The organism is Shewanella nanhaiensis, from assembly GCF_019457885.1.
Classification (GTDB): domain Bacteria; phylum Pseudomonadota; class Gammaproteobacteria; order Enterobacterales; family Shewanellaceae; genus Shewanella; species Shewanella nanhaiensis.
Genome location: NZ_JAHZST010000007.1, coordinates 67,779 through 88,957 on the forward strand (window position 1 = coordinate 67,779; position 21,179 = coordinate 88,957).

The following is a 21,179-nucleotide window of genomic DNA, read 5'->3' on the forward strand; positions in this document are numbered from 1 at the left end:
AGCGGAACAGGATGGGCTAAAGATACGGCATAGAGAGTGGTGATCAGAAAGAAATAGATAGTGATTAATCACGAGTAAAGGCTGCTCAAAAAAGTTTGTAGCCTTAAACTCGATATCTGTTACACGTAACCACCCTAGCTCTTAGCTATTACTTGTAACTTATAACTCGTAACTATAAAGCTTAAACTGGCTTATGGTGTTTAGTGACAAAACGGTCTAGCTGATTACCAAAAGCTTGTTTCTCGCTAGCACCAATTGCAGCAGGTCCTCCAGTTTGCACGCCACTGGCACGCATGGTATCCATAAAGTCGCGCATGTTTAAAATCGACTTGATGTTCTGCTCAGTATAAAGCTCACCTCGAGGATTTAATGCAACGCCACCTTTATCGATCACCTCTGATGCTAGCGGAATATCGGCGGTGATCACCAGATCGCCTGCATCAAGACGCTTAACGATTTCATCATCGGCCACATCAAAGCCTGACGGCACTGTGACCATGTTGATATAACGTGAAGGTGGAATACGCATAGCGTGATTTGCCACTAGAGTGACTTCCACTTTCGCTCTATCGGCCACCCGAAACAGGATCTCTTTTATTACGCCTGGGCAGGCATCGGCATCAACCCAAATCTTCATCAACTTCCCTTCTTTTATAAAACGCTAATTCTACATATAAAAAACCGCCATGTTCAATAATACCAATCGGTATAAGAGCATAGCGGTTAATCAGCACAACTTACTAAGTGTTGAAGTTACTCTTCACCAGCAGGTACTTTTTTCACAAAACAGGTCAGGATAACAATGCGAGTGCCGTTTACACGACCTTCGATATGCTCTGGGTTGTTTGTTAACGAGATCCCACGAACTGTAGTACCACGCTTGGCCGTAAAGGTGGTTCCCTTAACGTTAAGATCTTTAATGATAACCACGTTATCACCTGCTTCCAAGATAGCGCCATTACTGTCTTTATGAGGCACAAAATCTTCATCGACCTCTTCAATACCCGCTTCAGCCCATGCTTGCATATGTTCATCAAGGTATAACATATCTAACAGATCACGAGCCCAAGCCTCAGCACTTATCTGCTTTAGCATACGGTAAGCCATGATCTGAACAGCCGGAACTTGACTCCACATGCTGTCATTAAGGCAACGCCAGTGATTCATATCGATACTGCTTGGATCTTGGACTTGACCAGTACAAGTGTCACAAATCATGATACGCGCATCGCCATAACCTTTTGAATCAGGAAGCTCAAAAGAGGCTAACTTTGTCTCGCTACCACATAACTCACACTTACTATCACAACGCTTTAATAGTTCTCTAGTCATATCAATCTTATCTATCTGAAATCAAAAAATTGCACGGCAAAAATACCACTACAATAAGGATAAAATGCTGGCATATTTGGCAAATGCCAACAATTAATTGGTGCGCATTATAGCATATTTGAATAGGTCAAAAAAGTGAGCTAAGTAGCCTATAAGCAAACTGTGATTAATAAGGCAAAGGTGCTCATTGTAGATAGATTTTTTGTTATCCATTGAATTTTGGGCATTAGGCAACTACACCTTAATAGAGTAACACCACTGCTTGTAAGGGAATACATATGCTTATACTCACCAGAAAAGCCAATACCTCACTCATTTTGACTAATATCTATGATAAAGATGGCCAGCCCTTAAAAGATATAGAGGTTCACCTCTACCATGATAATCGGGTTGGTATCGATGCTGCCCCCAGCATCGATATCTACCGCTCTGAGATATTAGATCTGGATAAGTAGCCCACTGTTATCAAATCGTGCCCAGCTAGCCTATATTCAAAGCAATGTTCAGGCACACTCGCACGGAAGAGTTACAAACTACAGATAACCAAAATTAAAGACCATTAGACCAAAGATGAAAAGCGAAACAAGTTTAACCACTAAAAACAAAAGGAGTAACAAAGCAGTTACCCCTCGGCTCAACCTATGCTAATTTACTAAAGTTAATCATATTAAAGGTGCAAGGATCGGAAGCATGCCCGAGGAAAAAAAGAAAATTTTAGTGCTGTTTGCACACCCCGCCCAAGAGAGATCAGAGATCAATAAGCCACTTTTTACCGAGTGCCAACAACATGGTGATGTCACCTGTATTGATCTCTACCATGAATACCCCACATTCCATATCGACATAGACAAGGAGCAGCAGAGGCTCGTTGACCATGACGTGGTCATCTTTATGTTCCCCCTCTATTGGTACTCCACTCCCGCTATTTTAAAACAATGGCAAGATCTGGTACTGGAATATGGCTTTGCTTACGGCACTAATGGCACCGCATTGAAGGGAAAAACGTTTCTGTGTGCCATCTCTGCCGGAGGCTCTGAAGATGCCTATCAAGAAGCTGGCTATAACCATTTCTCCATACGCGAACTACTTCAGCCTCTTGAACAGACCGCCTCATTAACAGGCATGGAGTATTTGGCCCCTTTTGTTCTATTTGGCTCCCGTAGTGCCGTCGAGGAAAATCGCGTCCATGAGCATATTAACCAGATGCACCAGCTACTTAATGCACTGGCCAATAATAAACTCGACTTAGCACAAGCCAAGTCACTGCCGCTGTTGAACAAGAATTTGGCAACACTTATCCAAGCATAACAATAATTAAGGAAGACAAAACGCCATGACAGCTTACTTTATTCAAGCCTTTATCTACCTTTGCGCTGCGGTTATTGCCGTGCCTTTGGCTAAACGACTCGGGCTTGGCTCAGTTCTTGGTTATCTGATCGCTGGAGTCATCATTGGACCTGTGATCGGACTGGTCGGTAGTGAAACGAATACGCTACAACATTTTGCAGAGTTTGGTGTCGTGATGATGCTATTTCTCGTTGGCCTTGAACTTGAGCCTAGAATGCTCTGGGATATGCGTAATAAACTTATCGGACTCGGCGGCCTGCAGATAGGACTCACAACATTAGTTATCACCGCAGGCGGGCTCTATTTTGGACTCGTGTGGAGTGTCGCACTCACCGTCGGCCTTATCTTTGCGCTCTCATCGACAGCCATCGTGTTGCAAACCTTCAGTGAGAAAGATCTCTCAAAAACCGAAGGCGGAAAGAATGCTTTTTCGGTATTACTGTTTCAGGATATCGCCGTCATCCCTATGCTGGCCCTTATCCCACTACTGGCGCTGCCTGAGCTGATAGAAAAAGCGCAATCCATTGCGGGTCAAGCCGCAGAACATCATGAAGAGCTCTCCTTAGTCGCTGGACTTCCGGGCTGGGCTTACGGGATCGTGTTACTGCTCTCCATCGCCATCGTTGTCGTCGGTGGTCACTATTTAAGTCGCCCTCTATTTCGCTATGTGGCTAACTCAGGTCTGCGGGAGATTTTCACCGCCACGGCGCTTATGCTAGTTATCGGTATCGCTGCACTGATGAGCCTTGTGGGCCTATCGCCTGCGCTAGGAACTTTCCTAGCTGGGGTGGTACTAGCCAACAGCGAGTTCCGCCACGAACTCGAGTCCAATATTGAGCCCTTTAAGGGGTTGTTATTAGGGTTGTTCTTTATCACAGTAGGGGCTGGCATCGACTTTAACGTACTGGCAAGTAATATTGGTCCGGTATTGGGGTTAACTGCTGGCGTAATGCTCATTAAAGCTTTGGTTTTATTTGCATTAGCTTTTATCTTTAAAATTAAGAATAGCGACCGTTGGTTATTTGCCTTGAGCTTAGCCCAAGCAGGGGAATTTGGCTTCGTACTCCTTAGCTACACAGTACAGAACCACGTGATCCCAAGCGACCTTGCTCAGATGCTATCTCTGGTCGTCGCACTCTCTATGTTCCTCACCCCAGGCCTATTTATCTTCTTCGATAAGGTGATATTGCCAAAATATGAGCATTCCGAAAACGACAGAGAAGCCGATGAGATCACCGAAAAAGGCACTGTCATTATCGCAGGTATCGGCCGTTTCGGTCAGCTGGTGAACCGTTTTTTACGGGCCAATAAGATTGATACCGTGGTGCTAGATCACCAAATATCCCAAGTCGAAAACCTTAAAAAAATCAATGTTAAAAGTTTTTACGGTGATGCCACTAGGCCAGATCTATTGCACACGGCAGGCATAGAAAACGCCGCTATGATCGTTATTGCCATCGACAATAATGAGCGCGCAGTTGAGCTGACAAAATATGTCAAACATACCTACCCTAAGGTCAAAATATTTGCTCGAGCCTTCGACCGAGGCCACCACTTTGAACTCAAACACGCAGGCGCCGATTTTATTATCAGTGAGACCTATCATTCAGCCTTAGAGTTAGGCAAAGAAGCACTGATCTCCTTAGGCGTGCACCCCTTTAAAGCTGAGCAGAAAAAGGCCACGCTCCGTGAGCTTGAACTCTGCTATAAAGACTCTCTCTACGAGATGTGGAAGGCAAATAGCGAAGACAGTAAATACAGCACACACTTTAGGGATCTGTTTATTGAACTGGAAACCGCCATCGCTAAAGCGATGAAAAGTGAACGTTTTGATGAACAAGCTAAGGTAGAGCGTGGCTGGACTCCACCACCAAAAGGGTATGAGAAACAGTTTAGTGACTCAGATGAAGGAGCATCATGACACTGTCAAACTATGGCTTTATTGTGTTGGCAAAAGAGTATCAGCCAACACAAAATAGCTCAGTCATTGAGAATAAATACTTTAAAACTCAGGTAGTCGGTGTCAGCACTGTGGAGCAGGCAATCACAGTGTGCCGAGAACTTATCGAGGAGGGAGTACAAGTGATTGAGCTATGCGGTGGCTTTGGTGAAGAGAATGCCAGTAAAATTATCAATAGCTTAGACAGCCAAACTCCTATCGGATTTGTTGGGTTTTCAGTCTCTGAAACCCAAAAGCTGACTAAGCTATTAAGTTAACTTTTATTCAAACTTCCCTAAGGGTTATATCTAAATTGCTACATCAGCTAAGCCTTGCACTTTATATTGCAAGGCTTTCAGCGCTGAGCCTATCTCGTTAAAACGAGGACGCATAGGAAGTTGAGTCTGCATACAAGCTTGGCTTAACTCAATAAGCTCATCAAATATCGCTTTATCAGCAATGCAACTGACTTGCTGTGAAACCTGATTTAGCATGTCATCTAATAAACAACCAAAAGCGCGCACCTCAATGCTTTCCATCGCCTCAGCTTGCAGGCTTGGTAGCAAGTGTAAATTGGAAGCCGCGCCGAAGTCACCAAACAGCGTAGTGCCGCTCTTTGACAACGTAGCTGTATTTAACATCGTATTGTGAGCGTAAAGATCCCCATGGCTAACGCCATTGTGATGCAGGTGTTTCATAGAGTCAGCCATCTGCTTACCCACATTGATAATGGTCGCTAAGCTAAACTCGGTACCAGCAGGGAACGTGTCTCGAGTACAGGTAATTAACGAGGGGGGCAAGCCTAAATTACTAAAAGTTGAAGGTATAAGATCCATCACTAACCCAAGCTGACCGCCATCATCTATCTGGGCAATCACCTTAATCAGGTTTTGATGTTCACCCGCCTGTAAACAGTTAGCTAACTCATCGCTTGGGTAGCCATCGCTGGTCACCTCACCTTTAAAAAGTTTCACCGCGATATCAAGAGACTCACCCAGCAACCATTTAGGTTGAACTAACCATCTGGCACGATAGATAACACCAGATGCCCCCTCGCCTATCTGCTCACCCAACTCAATATCGCTCAAGTTCACATGGCCAACACTCTTGTTAGTCTGAGTGGTACTCACACATTCGCTCTGGCTATCATCAAAGCGTCTATCTTGTGTAGCTAATGTGTTCCCCGACACTGCCAACCAAGAGAGTTTTGGCAGTTGAAACAACCAGTCAGGCAGAGAGGTGAATTGATTTGCCGATAAACGAGCCAACTCTAAGCTGTGACAATTGGCCATAGTATCTGGCAGCGCAGTCAAGCAGTTACCCGCTAGAGCCAACTTTTGCAGGCGATACAGATCGCCCATAGAGTTGGGCAGGTGCGTTATCTTATTGTCGGTCAAAATAAGCCAGCGGGTATGCTTAGGCAATGAATTTTCGGCAACCGACACTATCTGATTGGCTTTAAAGCCAATCATCTCAAGCTTTGGGCAGTTCGCAATCACGCCTGGAAGCTGAGTAAAATGGTTATTGGAAAGGAATAAGATCTTAAGCTCTTTAAGACAGCCAAAATCATCGGGCAAGCTATCAAGCTGATTATTAGAGAGATCTAGCACCTCTAAGCTGTCAGCAAGTTCAAAAATTTCCGTCGGAAACAGTGATAAGTTTTCAGCAAGTTGTAGGCGTGTCGCCCCCTTTAGCTGCCCAGATTTAAGTTGTTCAAGAGTCTGCAAAGTGATTAGCCCTGATTAATCGTTAATGATTTTAAAGCCCAAAGTAAGCTTTAGGCTTTCGAGGTCGGGCATCTTAATACATATACTTTATGACGTCACCACTTCGCCAGTGTCACTGCGTTGAACATTTCCCTTCAAGAGTCTTAAGGTGATCATGATAATTAAGATAGGGATGAGGATGAGATAGAAAGCTGTCTGTCCATCAAAAACAGCAAATACATATCCTGTTAGCATTGAGCCACAGGTGCCACCTAAGGCTGAAAAAAGTACAATTAGTCCTGTCATAGCCGCATGCTTATCTTTAGGTAGAGCACTTAAAATTACTGAGTTTATTGCTGGGTATATGGGCGCCATAAATAGACCAATACAGGGGAATAACCAAGCGGCAAGAGGGACACTGCCCCAATCATTATTGGCAATTGGTGCAAGATTATTTGTCATAGGCAAGGTCAACAAAACCAAGGCCGCCATTGCAATTAGGCATATATTCAATAACAGATACCAATGAATACGCTTTAGAATAACGCCTGCACTAAGACGGCCTAAAGCCAAGCACGCTGCAAATATACTAGTAACCTGAATACTCATATCGGTAGGTAAGCGAATTATTTCATTATTAAAGGTTGGCAGCCAAGTCCCTATACCTTGCTCTATAAGTACATAGAGAAATGCTGAAATGACAAAAACATACACCATAGGTAGTTTAACTAGTTTCAGCATTGCCAAAAACTCTGTGATAGCTGAGTCTTTTCTTTCAACCTGACGACTTTGCTTAAATGGGGTGGATAGGAGTAGCAGTATATTGAAAGCACACAGTAGGGCTAGCCAATAATACACCTGTAGCCACTGTGTTGATTTCGTATTGTCAGGATCGATAAATAGGCTAAATATCCAATATCCTGACAAGACTCCCACCATGAAAAAGCCCTCAATAGTATTGAGAAAAGCGGCATGAGATTGCCTATCATGGGTGATTAAGCCTACGGTTGCGTATACAGAGACTTTCACCAAAGCGAAACTAACACCTACGGATAAAAATAGGATTTTTGTCATAGCAAAACTGGGAATTAACGGCATCACGATACAGGCTAAGGTCACAATAGCCAGCCCAAGCACAATGGCATTTCGATAACCAAAGCGAGGAAGATAGGAAGCAACAAAAAAGGAGACTATTGCGATAGGAAGATCTTTAAAACCTTCAAGAACACTGGCTGAAGATTTGCTTACTTCATAGTTATTAATAACTTGTAATATCACAACGCCAACACTATTGAGCAAAATAGCAAACACCAAATAGGTTAACAATAACGACAACTTAATACGCCAAGAACTCATAACACCCTCAAACTAATATTATTATAATTCAGACTGATAAGACCAATAAGAAGGTAATTTTCTTAACTATTGCCCCTGTAATCATAGGCAATACAAACAAGTTAAAACCCAACATCTCACCATCAATTGATTAACATACTAGCGTAAAAAAATATTTTTGCAATCGTTTGCAAAAATACAATAGATGAGTATGATTCAGTTATCGCAACATGGATTATGAGATAAATATTGAACACTCTCTCGAACGAAATCGTGCTAAATAAGAGCAAACAATGGCTTTTATCTTCAGATGAACTTTCCCATTTGGGAGAGGGTGTCGTTGAAACCCTCCTCTCTTTAGGCAATGGCTTTATAGGAACTCGAGGAACTAGCGGTTATAAAAGCCCAATTACCGATGCTGAAATTGAGGGCTCTTATATTAATGGAGCCTTTACAAAAGAGGCTATTGAATATGACGAAACAGCTTATGGGTTCGCTAAATTCAATAATAAAATGCTGCAAGTTGAAAACACCAAACAGATTGAAATATCTAATGGTGAAGAGATTTTTCAGCCTATCAGCAGAGGTGAGAAAGTCTTAAATATCTATCATGCAAACCTTAAAGAGTCTCTGCTACTTGCCACTAGGCAAGGTAAAACCATTAAGCTCAATATCACCAGAACAGTTTGTCAGCATCAGCAAGACTTAATGTTAAACCACTATCAAATAGAGCCGGTTAACTTTACTGGAAAACTCTCAATAACCTCCTTCATTACATCGAATCATCTAGACTCGAACAGCAACGATGATCCTAGAGTGGGCGATCTATCCAATCAAGAGCAACTGACCTTAATGAGCTCGGCATCAACACTCGATTTTAGCTATCGGATCCACCAACTAGACTCACCAAAAAGCTTAGTGATAGCAGCAGATAGGCATGAGTTCTATCAAAGTCAGACCATCGAGTCTAGCGCAGTAAACGAGGCCAATTCACTAGGAACTCAATTTGATTTGATGCTGACCGACACAGGAGTTGAGTTTACCAAATACAGCGTATTTCATTGCAGCCAAAGTGAAAGCTCTCAGCACGAATGCTCTGTCATTGAAACCTGTGACCAGCTCAAAGAGGTTCTGTCCAGATCAGCTCTACTAGGCTACCGACATCATCAACAACAGCACCAAACAATCATGGAGGAGTTTTGGCAGAACAGTGATATTCAGATCACTGGAGAGGCTGAGCACCAAATAGCCATACGGTTAAACATGCTTCATTTGACTATGTCTGCTGGTCGAAATGGCAAGAGCAACATAGCAGCGAAAGGCCTAACAGGGCCAGGGTATAACGGTCACTACTTTTGGGACTCAGAGATCTATATCACACCTTACTTTATCTACACTCAACCCCATATCGCTAAAGGCCTTCTCAGCTATCGATATTCAGGTTTAGCACAAGCAAAACAGAGAGCCCAAGAGTTAGGTCATTCTAATGCCGCCCTCTTTCCATGGCGTACCATAGGCGGTGAAGAGTGCTCATCATACTTTCCAGCTGGAACAGCCCAGTACCATATCAACTCAGCCATAGCTTATGCGGTGAAACACTACTTCAGTGCCACCAAAGACTGGGAGTTTATCTGGCAAGAAGGCGCTGAACTTGCTATTGAAACGGCAAGATTATGGCCCAGCCTAGGACACTTTAATCCTTTAAGAGACAATCAGTTCTGCATCGATACAGTGACAGGACCTGATGAGTACACAGCACTGGTCAATAACAACTACTACACCAATGCCATGGCCAAAATACATCTAAGTTTTGTCTGTGACCTATTAGCTTTACTGCAAGCTAACGATAGTGAAAAATATAGCAGCCTAATAAGCCGCTTAGCTGTAACTAAAGATGAGATAGCACTGTGGAAAAAGATCTCAGAGACTCTCTATCTCCCCCACCAAACAGTGCTTAATCTAACTCCCCAAGATGATAGTTTTCTCAGTAAAAAAGCCTGGGACTTTACCAATACGCCAAAAGACAAATATCCATTACTGCTCCACTTCCATCCATTGACCATCTACCGCCATCAAGTGTTAAAGCAAGCTGATGTGATATTGGCAAACTTTCTACAAGATGATCATGTGGATATTGACCTCAAAAGAAATAACCTGAATTTCTATGAGCCACTTACCACCCATGACTCCACACTATCAGCTTGCACTCATAGCTTGGCATATAGCGAAACGGGTAACCCTATTGCCGCTTTCGATTATTTCGAAGAGACACTGTTAACAGATATTAAAAACCTACATCACAACACTGAGCAAGGGGTGCACACGGCAGCCATGGCGGGTTCATGGATGTGTATAACCCATGGTTTCAGTGGATTACGCTTGCGAGAGGAGTATGTCAGCTTCACGCCTCAACTTCCCAAACAGTGGCAGGGCTTGAGTTTTAAATTAACCCTTAGAGGCTGCCAACTTGAGGTTCAAATGTCCAAGGAGAAAGTTATCTATCGGCTTATTTCTGGCTCAGAACTTACCTTAAAACATTACAGCCAAACATTCAGGCTCGATAGCTTACATTCGAGAAAAGAGATGCTCATTCCTGCCGTTGCGCAGAGTGAATAAGTGGAGTTAAACATGGCATTACAAGCAGTAATATTCGACCTAGATGGTGTGCTCACCGATACCGCGGAGTTTCATTTTATCGCCTGGCAATCGATTGCCCAGGATTTAGGTGTCGACTTTAATCTAGACGATAATGAAAAATTGAAAGGCGTAGACCGACATAACTCATTGCAGCATATTCTAAACAAAGGCAACTTGACGATTGACGAGCAGGCATTTAACCAGCTACTCGATAGGAAAAATAAACATTATCTATCATTGATAGCCGCCATCACGCCACAACACTTATTTGAGGGAGTATTAGCCTGCTTCACAGCACTTAAGGCAAGGGGGATAAAAATAGGCCTAGCATCAGCCAGCAAGAATGCGACTTTAGTGCTTAATAAGCTCGGCATTGAATCCTTATTCGATTTTATTGGCGATGCCGCCTCAGTCAAAAACAGCAAACCCGCACCCGATATCTTTTTATCTGTCGCTGCTGGCTTAGGTGTTGATGCCCATAACTGTATGGGCATAGAAGATGCAGCTGCTGGGATCACAGCAATTAAATCAGCGAAGATGTATGCCGTAGGCATTGGAGACAAGAACACGCTAAATCAAGCAGATCAAATATTTACTACATTCGACCTGTTAAATTTACACCTTAGCGACTGCTTGACTGCCTTTGAATCATCTCAACATTCAAAAGTTGAGAGTCCACAGGTAGATGGTTAAGTTTATCCAACATAAGCTTGACCAATAACCTTCCCCCTGCCGCCGTATTTTGTCTAATCGTCGATAGAGACGGCGAGCAGTATTCTGACATCGATATATCATCGAAACCGATCACAGCAACTTGCTTAGGGATAGTGATATTTTGCTCAAACAAATATTTAGTCGCTCCCAATGCGATTGCATCACTGACTGCAAACACTCCATCGATTGGGACATCATCACTTAAGCAATGATCGCGTAAACTCTGATAACCATCGACCGAGGTAAAGTCAGTTTTGATCTGTAGCTTGTCTTCGACAACTAAACCCGCTTCAGCAACCGCATCTTGATAACCTAACCAACGCTGCTCAACCTCCGTATGATTAATGTCACCTAAAAAAGCGATCCGCCGACAACCTTGCTCAATCAGATGGGAGACAGCGAGATAGCCGCCTTTTCGATTGTCGCTGCCTACGGTTGTATAGTTTTTCTCATGTATCTCGGTGCCCCATACGATAAACGGTAGATCCGTCGAAATTAATGCTTCGATGCGTTGATCGTGCTCGCCTTGACCAATAATAATCAAACCATCCGCACGCTTAGACTCATAATAGTAACTGTACCAATCATGGGTGGCAGTCTTGGTCGTGGTTAGCAACATGTCATAGCCAAAATGGGTTAGCTCATCCGCTATTGTTCCCAAAATTTCCATCAGAAATGGATCTGAAATTGCCTGACCAGACTTTTGATCAAACATAACAACAACAGCAATGGTGTTGGTTTTTTGAGTCCGAAGATTACTCGCCGTCGCATTCACCTTAAAGTTATGCTTTAGCGCAATCTCCTGCACTAACTCGCGGGTGTTTTTATTAATTAGCGGATTATTTCTCAGGGCTCTAGATGCTGTTGATTTTGATACATTAGCCAGAAGAGCGATATCGGCTAAAGTCATTACTCTTTTTTTATTCATGCCCAGAATTATTACATAACTCACCACGTTTTAAAATGATAGTCAGCCTTACCTATTCGCATCAAATGCAAACGATTGCAAAAAGTAATTGCAATCGTTTGCAAGCCTGTCTATATTGGTTGAAAAGAAACCAGGTAATTAACAAGAACAACGCAGAATTAACAACTATAACTAAATAAGCCAATAGTAATATGATGTATGTTGGCGCTAAAGGAGACCTTAGATGAAGTTCCAACTTAAGCTAACTTACCTTGCCATATTAGCTAGCCTCGGTAGCTATGCTCAAACAAGTTTTGCTGCCGAAAGCAGCGAAGCTGAGGCTCAGGAGAACATAGAACAGATTGTTGTAACTGGGTCATTCAGTGGTAAAGCCATTAGAAAAGATGAAGCCAGTTTTGCTATCAGCTCTTTCACCGATGAAGATATTCAAAAGATGTCCCCAAAAAGCACCGCCGATCTGTTTAAAGCGGTACCGGGTGTATGGGCAGAAAGCTCAGGTGGAGTATCTGGGGCTAATGTTTTTGTTCGAGGTTTCCCCGGTGGCGGCGATGCTCCTTTTCTTACGGTCCAACTCCAAGGTGCACCTATTTTTCCCCCTTCAACACTCTCCTTTCTTGAAAACTCAACCCTATTTCGCCTCGATGAAACCGTAGAGTTTATGGAAGCCCTTAGAGGGGGGCCTAACCCCGTTATCTCTAATGGCCAGCCCGGTCTCACCACTAACTTTCTGCTAAAGGAGGGAAGTGATGATACCGAAGGCTTAATCAAATACTCCACTTCAGACTACGGACTGCAGCGGATCGACGGTGTGTTAAGTGGAAGTCTTGCTGAAGATCTTTACTTCATGGTAGGCGGATATTTTAAAAGCTCACCAGGCGTTCGAGATGCAGGTTTCGATGCTGAAGAGGGCCAGCAATTTACCATCAATCTTACGAAAGAACTCGATAACGGTAAGATAAACCTCTATACCCGTATCACAGATGATCATGGTGTCTGGTATCTACCTGCACCGCTTAATGTCGATACAGTCGATAATGAATATGTACAGATAGGCACCAATAACCGCCAAGCAACTGTCCAATATGGACCTAACAGTACAAGTGAAGCCTTTGATTTTGGCGATGGTAGAGGTTGGAACGGGTCTGTCACAGGCGGAAGCATAGATTTAAGTTTTGATAACGGCTGGGATCTCGTCGACCGCTTTATCTACACCAAAGGGGATGCCGATACCTATGGTTTAGTTCCTAATGGAGATCCAACGCAACTGTCTAATGTCGCCGACAGCGGCAGTACCGCGACCGGTGCTGTCACAGGCACAGAGTATGCGGGTTCCACTATGGTTCAACAGATTGGTCGCTGGGTTGTTAAAAAGCAGATTGAGTCCTTCACCAATGACTTTATCTTAACTAAGACCTTCGATGAGGTGTCAGTCACAGCAGGTTATTACAACTCAACTTTCAAGGCGAAAGACTGGTGGGCGCTAGGTAATCAAGCTTACCATGTGGTTGAATCTGGCGGTGAGATGCTCACAGGTATCGACTGTAATGATAATCAGGACAGTTGCGGCTGGAACTATGATATCAACAGCATAGGTGAAGGTACCACCCAAGCGCTTTATACCGCTATCTCCTATGATATCTCTGACGACTTAACCATAGATGCAGGCCTTAGAGGGGAGAATCATCAAATAGAGTACACAGTTGATGAAGGCTTAGATGGCAAAATCACTAAAGCCGTCTCCTATGATGAATCAAGCACAGCTTGGACCGTAGGAGCAAACTGGATGTTTGCCGATCAGATGGGCGTGTTTGCTCGCATCAACGATGGCAGTAAAATGCCCTATTTCGACGACTTCAGAGATAATTTTGGTGCCTATGAAAGTGGTGAAGATCTGATCAAAGAGGTCAGCCAATATGAGCTAGGTTATAAACTGGTTGATGACGACTTCGAACTCTTCGCCACCCTATTTATGAATGAGGTGAAAGGCGATACCTTCGTTCGCCAACCCGGCGCGCCAGGGGAGATTCTCACCAATGAAGCCTACGGTATAGAGATCGACTTTAACTACTTCAATGATAACGGCTTCTCTGTCAACTTGAATTCGACCATTCAGGAAACTGAAATCACAGAAAGCCCAACCAACGAAGGTAACGAAGCCCAGAGACAACCAGGTTGGCAGGTTCGCGTCACTCCAAGCTATGACATAGAGTTAGACAATGGAATGTACGCAACCCTATATGGCACGATATCTGCCGTAGGAGATCGCTATGCAAACAATGAAAACACAGTGACTTTGGATGGTTACGAAAAAGTTGACCTAGGAGTGCTGTTTAACTTCACTGACGAAGTTCAAGTACAGTTAGCCGTTAGCAACTTAACCGATGAAGAGGGGTTAACAGAGGGCGATCCTAGAAGTTCTATCTCATCAAATGGGCGCTACATCCTGCCTAGGTCCATTGATTTAAGCCTGAGTTATGCATTCTAATCTGCTATCAAAATAAACAAAACGCAGCTTTACGCTGCGTTTTTTTATAAAGAAAGCCTAAAGCCCTCTGTCCTGAATAATAAAATCCAGACCGCTGGTTATCGCTTCCACTTGGGCAAGAATACAGTTCTCGTCATTAGAATGTGGACTATCTGGATACACCTCAGTGGTGGTGTTGTAGCAGGCATCACTAAAACCGGTGCAGAGACTCAGCGCCTTAGTTGCGTAGTTGATCACCCCTTTTTGTGAAAATGGCACACCAATTAATCTGCCATCCTCATCTGGCGGCGCAATATGAGTCACCTTCTCAACCGCTTTGATGATTGCCGTTTGAAACTCATCAACTGGGTTTTCACTGTCACCCACCAGATAGAAACCATCGGGAATATTCCAGTTATCATGGACGACAGCATCTCTGGCCGCTAAAGCAGGTCTGAATTCAGAGTTATCGGTATCTGTGGTTTCATGGAGATCGATATGCGCCATCAAGCGCTTACCTGAGCTATTGTCCAAGCTCTGGCCCAGTGATGCGACCATGGCCATCAAACCGGCTGACTCTTCTGCAGGTGAACCTGCATAAAATGAGCGATTAGGATCCACCGCATTGGGATTCCAGCGGTTAATGGTCTCATAACCCCAAGGGCTAACGCATGGCGCAACGACCAGATTAAACTTGTCACTGTAACCTAGCGCTTTAGTCTCTAAGAAACGCAGCGCACCATGAACGCCGCTGGTTTCATAGCCATGTACACCGCCAGAAACCAGTACCGTTGGTTTGTTGTTATCCCAATCACGGCTCTTAACCACAAACAGAGGATATGTCTCAACATCATAGGAGAGTGCACCATACTGCTCGACCTCAAAATGGGCCTTAAGTGGTAAAATTTTACTCACTACATCATCTTGGTAAGAGCGTTTAACGCTCTGTAAGTTACGCCACGCTAATCGCTCTTCAGCCCCCCACTTCTGCCCTATTTTACCGATGGAGTACACATCTGACTGACTCATATTCTGAACCCTTTAGTTATCATTTTTGTTATTTGAATTGGTATTAGCCAGCAGGATAAACACCGACAGAGGTGAGTGCAACTAAAGTGATTTAAGTAAACTGATATTAAAAACTTAAAAGCTCCATTTAAGCTGCACAGAGCCTAAACTTGATGGAGTCTGACCAAATAAACTACTGCTACTACCATCGAATCGCTGCAACACCAGTAAAAGACTCCAGTTGTTCGCCAATGAATGAATCGTGCTTGCCCCAACAAAGTAGGAGCCATCATCATAGTAACTGCTGCTGAAAGTGACTCTATTTAATGCTGAAATATCAAAGCTCACATCCAGATAGCTGGTCCATCGACTAAAGCTTAAGGTTCTCGCCGTCAAAGGCAGATTCAGATACAGCAGCGCACTATCTGACTCTGTAGGATTAGAGATATACAAGATTGAGCCACGCACCATCCAGTTTCTTACGCTACTAAAGCTATAATCCATCTCAAGTGTGGAGACGCTGGTAGAGCTTAATGTTTGTGGGGCTAATCTTTGGGGAACTAACATGTTCATCGAGACTGGAGAGCTTGTACCTTCAGTATCCACAACGACTCTCTCGATAGGCCAACGCTCATATTGAGGATCGAAATAACTAAACTCCCCCCTAAAACCAGCACCAAACAGCTCACCAGCAAAGCCTGCACCTATCACATGATCAAAACCTGATTTACCAATCACTCCCTGCAGATCCCACCCCTGATAGTTAGTGAGATAACGCATAGCGTAACTGCTCAGTTCACCCTCTGAATTGGGGTTATAGACAAAGTCCAAGCCGCTGGCAAATCCAAGCTTGCGACTTACTAATAGAGCATCGACACCGCTACGCTCTTCATAATCGATGTCATAAATAGAGTAGGCATTAAAGATATCATTAGGATTCCAAAGCGTACTCATTGCCCAGTTGATTCTAAAACGCCCTGCACGAACTTGCCAATTTCCCCCGTCAAACTCGCTGGGTTTCCAATCAAGATAAGCTCGGTCAAACTGAGTATTTCCCACCAAACCACCGCTGTCGAGCCAAGTGGATGTTAGATCCCAGTAACCAGAATCCTCGCCAATGGCATTCCCATAACCGGGTATATCAGCCCTATCGCCATAAAATACCCGGTTACGCATCGACACCTTAATGCTCAACTGACGATCAAATCGATACTCAAAATTAAACCTTTGGTGCAGAAGATGATCAAGAGTGTCAGAGCTTGAATCAAAAGAAGTCACTGCCCCCATATATTTAACATAACCGTCGAGATCCCACGACTTAGTGGGCTCAAGACCAGGGATAGGCGCCGCTAAGACAATAGGCTGCCAAGATATAAGTGCTAAGAGCAACCAAGGTAAAGCAGTCAATAGCCTGCAGGCTCGCTTCACTGCTGTTTATCCTCTGTCAGCTTACCATCCTCAAATACAATCACCCTTTTGGCTCGCTTTATCACCCTTTGATCATGGGTTGAGAAGATAAAGGTCGTGCCCTCCTTCTCGTTAAGACTCTGCATAATATCCAGCAGTTCAGACGTACTTTTTGCATCCAGATTTGCTGTCGGCTCATCAGCCATCACAAAGCGCGGACGTGGAGCAAGCGCTCTAGCAACCGCCACTCTTTGCTGCTGACCACCAGAGAGTTTAGAGGGCACCTTGTGCATCTGCTCACCCAGTCCGACCATAGTTAATAACTCACTAGCTCGCGCTCGACACACCTTCTCGCTAAGTCCCTGCAGCTGCATCACAAACTCAACATTTTCCAGTGCTGTTAACACTGGCAGTAAGCTATAGTCCTGAAATATAAAACCCACGTGATCCCGCCTAAAAGCGATCAGCGCCTTGTCATCCAGCTCGCAAATATTCTCACTGTCGATAAGCACACTGCCTGATGTGGGAGTGTCGATACCGCCTATCATATTTAGCAAGGTAGTTTTCCCTGAGCCAGATGGCCCCATCACAGCCACAAACTCTCCCTGCTCTATAGTAAGATCAAGAGACTTAACCGCATGCACAGGAAAGTCACTCTCTTGGTTATAAGTTTTACTTAACTGACTTATTTCAATACTCATCAATTAACTTCTCTGCTGATTATCCAAATTTAAAATAGCTGTCGCTAATGCTTATACGGCTAGTGCTTATGAGACTAGTGTTTATGAAGCTAGTGCTTATGAGACATAGCATCCACTGGTCGCAGCTTTAAAATTTGCCTAGCGGGATACAAAGAGGCAAGCATGCTGGCCACCACCACTATTAAAAAGACCCCGAAATATTCACCTGTTTTCAACACAGGATAAAGCGTGGTATCGACGCCAAAAGCACCTAATCCTTCAGACATACTGCCTAGGGGGATCCCCGTCTGGCCTAACAGGGCTATTACTGCAAAACTGCCGAGTAACCCAAGCGCTGCTCCTGTCACTCCCAGTAAGCAAGATTCGAGCAAGATAAGAAGAAACACTTTACTCTTTACCATGCCAACCGCCATCAAAACGCCGAACTCACGGGTACGTTCAAACACCGACATCAGCATGATATTGATGATGCCAAAGCCCATGGCTGTCACGAAGATAAGTAAGATAACGCCGTTACTCACCCCCATTTGTGAAATGATGGTCGCGAGCATAGGCTGAACTTGTTGCCAATCTCGGATCTGGTTTTGTGTTGAGCTCACCTTCATCAGCGCCTGCGCCACCAGCTCTGCACCTTGGTTATCAAAGCTATCACCGCTTTGGCTAGCATCGAGTAAAACAGCGATCTCATGGACACCTTCGACGCCAGCGAGTTTACTTAACTCCTGCTGCCTGACATACAGGTTCGCATCATCAAAACTGCTCGATGGAGAGCGATAGATCCCTCTGACCCGAAATGCTGCGCCAGTCACATCCTTATTCACATCACTGAAGGTCAGCACCACTTTAGAGCCTAAGGACAATCGCAATCGCTCCGCGGTCTTTTGAGAGACCACAACCGGGTAACGTCCGGTTTCTGGTAACCAAGTCCCCTGCTCAATATGCGCTGCGATAGGGGTGACTGCAGCCTCATCAGTAACATTGACGCCATTTATCCGTATGCCCCGATTCGCTCTAGCTGAGGCGACCATGCCATCAGCGACCACTCGCGCCGAATAGGCACTCACTTGCGGTAAACGATCAAGTTCAGAGTAGAGCGCAGCGGGGTTAACAATCACCTCATTGATATCGGGATCCTCAAGGTAGCGTTTGTTTTGCACCTGAACATGGCTGGTTTGCCAAGCGATAGCATTGTCTATCATGCTGACGTACATACCTGACAGGAACCCCATCATGGTGACTACACCCATCAAACCAAATACCATAGAAGCAAGCATGATCCCTGTGCGGATTTTATTGCGCCACAAATTACGCCAAGCCAGCTTCACTATCTGAGCTGTCATCGCCTTTTTTCTGGCAACTTGGCTGTTATTACCCATAGCTATCTCCTTTTAATGCTGACACCAGATCGATACGGTAAGCACGCCACAGAGGATAGAGCAGGCAGATAAACATCAGCCCCAACACGATTTTGACTTGATCGAATACCAAGCTAAAGGACAACATCATAGGGATTATGGGCTCCCAGCCCATCTCGAGCATCAACTGTGCGGTCTCACCAGTCAGTTGAATGGGATGATAATGAAAATAGGTAACCACAGGCAGGGTGATAATTAAGCCTATCAAGACACCAATCAGGGCGATAAACCCAGACTCAATGGCGATCAACCCCAATAACTTGCGTCGTAACAGCCCAGTGGCGAGCATGACGCCAAACTCTCGTTGCCGCTCTAAAGTCATCATTAGAATCGTAGCAAACAGACCAAAACCCACCACGCCATAGAGCAGATACATCATAAAGACACCGCCGGCTTTATCCATGGCAATTTGCTGCGCCATCTCAGGGGAAAGTTGTTGCCAGTCTCGTACATTCACCTTGCTACCAAAGGCCTGAACAAGCTCAGATTTAACCTCAGCGACCATGTCGAGTGAGTCGGTGTGAAGTACCCAAGAGGTTACCTGTTCTCCGGTTGAATAGAGAGTTTGAGCAAGCTTAATCGGCATATAAACCAGTTGGTTATCCATGGCGGCCAGTGGAAAATGGATAATGCCTTTTACCTTATATAAACCAGCAGCAGTCTGACCTCGGTACCCTTGACCATAGAGCACTAACTCATCACCGAGCTTGATTGATAAAAATCGTGCCAGCCCCTCTCCCACCAGCACCTGTTTATCATCGGCGTCGATAAACTCACCAGCAATCAATTTATCGGCAATACCTGAGTAACTGTTTTCACGTTCAGGCTCAACACCAAATACCATCACCCCCTTAGCACGTTCACTGGCAGATGCCAGCGCAAAGGATTCAATTCTTGGCAGGTGGTGTGTGATATGGGGGCTAAGAGGAGGAGCGGTGACAGGGGTAATAAAATCAGTTGTCCCTGGCAACAGGTCTTCAATGCTTTGGCTCTCACTAAACTCAGGATTTTGCAGCTGCAGCAAACCAGTTGAAAAGCGGGCACTATTATCAATGTTATTCTCATAACTTCCCTCCTGCATACTGCGCATAAACAGCGACAGGAACAAAGCCAGAGAGAGAGCTAAAGCGGTTAACAAAGTGCGCCGTTTCTGCCGCCAGAGATTACGCCACGCCAACTTGAATAACATAGATTGTCCTTACGCATTTAACTTAGTCACTTCACTTGTTTCTAGGCTCTAGACTCAGTACGCTAGGTCGTTCGCAAGCTCACGGCTAGAATGCTTCGCTGCTAGATTCTATAACGTCAAAAGAAAGAGCCAGAGCAACGCAGTAAACTCCATTCTTTGTTTTTCCTAGAACCTAGGAGGCCGTAGGCCGATCCTAGAAGCGCAGCGCCCTCGAAGTCACCAAGTGACACCCTGCTCTTAATCCCTTAAGGCCCTCATCTGCTGCTGAGAGAAAAAATCATCGCCTAGCTCAAAATCGAACTGGGCTTCATGGGTGATCATCTCGGTTTTATTGCCAGGTTTTTCCGCTGGCACCATAGTCATACGGGTAGCAATTAAACGGCCACCAAGCTGCTTAACATCGAATGTTTCCATGGTATTTATCAAGGCATCGGACTCATCATAGAACTCGACTCTTCTTTGCAGGTAACTCTTCGTTGAGATCCACAATCGAACCTTACTCCACACCACGGGCGCATCCTCTTTAGAGAAGGCATCAATCACATAGCTATTGTCACCATCAACCATCTCCTCTTTAACTAAGGTATGGGTATAGTCAACCACGATAGATGACTGATTAATAAGGTCGTCATTAGTAAAATCAGAGCCCATCCAAGATTGACTGAGCATAGAGGGAGCGATTTTGATGACACGCTCAATAGAGGGGATCCAGTTCCACATCTCTTTCTTGCGTTTAAGTGAAGCGCTGCCTTTATTTTTTGCAGGCGCTGTCACCAGCACAAGCGACAAGTCTTGCCCTTTTGTCCAGCTCTTCATACTCATGGAGCGAGTCCAATCAGGGCGAATAATGTTCATGGTTGCCACGGTATAACTAGACTCACCACGCATCTGTTTATCAGACAGAGCCACTATCTCTTTGGCTGACCTTGTCTCTAGCTCTGGCCCTACATCTGTCTTTGTCACCGCTGCCATTGAGAGAACAGGCAAAAAAATCGCAAAACTCAGAGTCAGTTTAACGTAGTTCAATAAGCTCATTCTCATCCGTCGCTCCGTCCTG

The 21,179-nt window shown here is 44.6% G+C and carries 18 protein-coding genes; 7 read left to right on the forward strand and 11 right to left on the reverse strand.

Features of this window, described 5'->3' with window-relative positions; genetic code table 11:
- Positions 1 to 181: 181 nt before the first annotated feature.
- A complete protein-coding gene (locus K0625_RS11530) occupies positions 182 to 637 on the reverse strand; it encodes a YaiI/YqxD family protein (RefSeq protein WP_220109833.1) in 456 nt (151 codons plus the stop codon).
- 116 nt (positions 638 to 753) lie between these two features.
- Positions 754 to 1,332, reverse strand: a complete 579-nt coding sequence (locus tag K0625_RS11535) for a PhnA domain-containing protein (protein ID WP_220109834.1) — start codon at positions 1,330 to 1,332, stop codon at positions 754 to 756.
- A gap of 278 nt (positions 1,333 to 1,610) precedes the next feature.
- On the opposite strand from K0625_RS11535, the gene K0625_RS11540 reads away from it, so the two are divergent.
- The 4 genes from K0625_RS11540 to K0625_RS11555 all read left to right on the forward strand — a co-directional run bounded on the left by K0625_RS11540 (position 1,611) and on the right by K0625_RS11555 (position 4,896).
- Entirely contained in the window at positions 1,611 to 1,787 is a 177-nt protein-coding gene (locus K0625_RS11540) for a carbon storage regulator (protein ID WP_220109835.1), read from the forward strand.
- Between the two features lie 235 nt (positions 1,788 to 2,022).
- Positions 2,023 to 2,640: an NAD(P)H-dependent oxidoreductase gene (locus tag K0625_RS11545; protein WP_220109836.1), complete on the forward strand. Its 618-nt coding sequence runs from the start codon at positions 2,023 to 2,025 to the stop codon at positions 2,638 to 2,640.
- A 25-nt stretch (positions 2,641 to 2,665) separates the two neighbouring features.
- Entirely contained in the window at positions 2,666 to 4,600 is a 1,935-nt protein-coding gene (locus K0625_RS11550; protein ID WP_220109837.1) for a monovalent cation:proton antiporter-2 (CPA2) family protein, read from the forward strand.
- On the forward strand, positions 4,597 to 4,896 hold the full coding sequence (locus K0625_RS11555) for a DUF6506 family protein (RefSeq protein WP_220109838.1): 300 nt from the start codon (positions 4,597 to 4,599) through the stop codon (positions 4,894 to 4,896). The genes K0625_RS11550 and K0625_RS11555 overlap by 4 nt, the downstream gene beginning before the upstream one ends.
- A 30-nt stretch (positions 4,897 to 4,926) precedes the next feature.
- On the opposite strand, the gene K0625_RS11560 is transcribed toward K0625_RS11555, so the two are convergent.
- Together K0625_RS11560 and K0625_RS11565 are read right to left on the reverse strand one after the other, a co-directional pair.
- Positions 4,927 to 6,345 (reverse strand): leucine-rich repeat-containing protein kinase family protein, encoded by a 1,419-nt coding sequence (locus K0625_RS11560; RefSeq protein ID WP_220109839.1) that lies wholly within the window; start codon positions 6,343 to 6,345, stop codon positions 4,927 to 4,929.
- Between the two features lie 87 nt (positions 6,346 to 6,432).
- Complete coding sequence (locus K0625_RS11565) at positions 6,433 to 7,680, reverse strand: MFS transporter (protein ID WP_220109840.1); 1,248 nt, start codon at positions 7,678 to 7,680, stop codon at positions 6,433 to 6,435.
- 228 nt (positions 7,681 to 7,908) lie between these two features.
- Here K0625_RS11565 and K0625_RS11570 point away from each other — a divergent pair, with 228 nt between their 5' ends.
- Together K0625_RS11570 and pgmB are read left to right on the forward strand one after the other, a co-directional pair.
- Positions 7,909 to 10,275 (forward strand): glycoside hydrolase family 65 protein, encoded by a 2,367-nt coding sequence (locus tag K0625_RS11570; protein ID WP_220109841.1) that lies wholly within the window; start codon positions 7,909 to 7,911, stop codon positions 10,273 to 10,275.
- Positions 10,276 to 10,287: 12 nt separating this feature from the next.
- The gene (pgmB, locus tag K0625_RS11575; RefSeq protein WP_220109842.1) at positions 10,288 to 10,989 is read left to right on the forward strand and encodes a beta-phosphoglucomutase; all 702 of its coding nucleotides are present in this window, start codon (positions 10,288 to 10,290) and stop codon (positions 10,987 to 10,989) included.
- On the opposite strand, the gene K0625_RS11580 is transcribed toward pgmB, so the two are convergent.
- On the reverse strand, positions 10,919 to 11,938 hold the full coding sequence (locus tag K0625_RS11580; RefSeq protein WP_220109843.1) for a LacI family DNA-binding transcriptional regulator: 1,020 nt from the start codon (positions 11,936 to 11,938) through the stop codon (positions 10,919 to 10,921). The two genes, pgmB and K0625_RS11580, sit on opposite strands and share 71 nt — an antisense overlap.
- A 223-nt stretch (positions 11,939 to 12,161) precedes the next feature.
- On the opposite strand from K0625_RS11580, the gene K0625_RS11585 reads away from it, so the two are divergent.
- On the forward strand, positions 12,162 to 14,423 hold the full coding sequence (locus K0625_RS11585) for a TonB-dependent receptor (protein ID WP_220109844.1): 2,262 nt from the start codon (positions 12,162 to 12,164) through the stop codon (positions 14,421 to 14,423).
- 57 nt (positions 14,424 to 14,480) lie between these two features.
- Here K0625_RS11585 and K0625_RS11590 read toward each other — a convergent pair whose 3' ends face one another.
- The 6 genes from K0625_RS11590 to K0625_RS11615 form a co-directional block, all read right to left on the reverse strand.
- Complete coding sequence (locus K0625_RS11590; RefSeq protein WP_220109845.1) at positions 14,481 to 15,431, reverse strand: M14 family metallopeptidase; 951 nt, start codon at positions 15,429 to 15,431, stop codon at positions 14,481 to 14,483.
- A gap of 114 nt (positions 15,432 to 15,545) precedes the next feature.
- Positions 15,546 to 16,838, reverse strand: a complete 1,293-nt coding sequence (locus K0625_RS11595) for a hypothetical protein (protein WP_220109846.1) — start codon at positions 16,836 to 16,838, stop codon at positions 15,546 to 15,548.
- A complete protein-coding gene (locus K0625_RS11600; protein ID WP_220109847.1) occupies positions 16,835 to 17,518 on the reverse strand; it encodes an ABC transporter ATP-binding protein in 684 nt (227 codons plus the stop codon). Before K0625_RS11600 ends, K0625_RS11595 begins: the two co-directional genes overlap by 4 nt.
- Positions 17,519 to 17,607: 89 nt before the next feature.
- Positions 17,608 to 18,894, reverse strand: a complete 1,287-nt coding sequence (locus K0625_RS11605) for an ABC transporter permease (protein WP_220109848.1) — start codon at positions 18,892 to 18,894, stop codon at positions 17,608 to 17,610.
- Positions 18,887 to 20,122: an ABC transporter permease gene (locus K0625_RS11610; protein ID WP_220109849.1), complete on the reverse strand. Its 1,236-nt coding sequence runs from the start codon at positions 20,120 to 20,122 to the stop codon at positions 18,887 to 18,889. The genes K0625_RS11605 and K0625_RS11610 overlap by 8 nt, the downstream gene beginning before the upstream one ends.
- Positions 20,123 to 20,359: 237 nt before the next feature.
- Positions 20,360 to 21,163, reverse strand: coding sequence for an outer membrane lipoprotein-sorting protein (locus K0625_RS11615; protein ID WP_220109850.1), 804 nt, complete (start codon positions 21,161 to 21,163; stop codon positions 20,360 to 20,362).
- Positions 21,164 to 21,179: the final 16 nt, after the last annotated feature.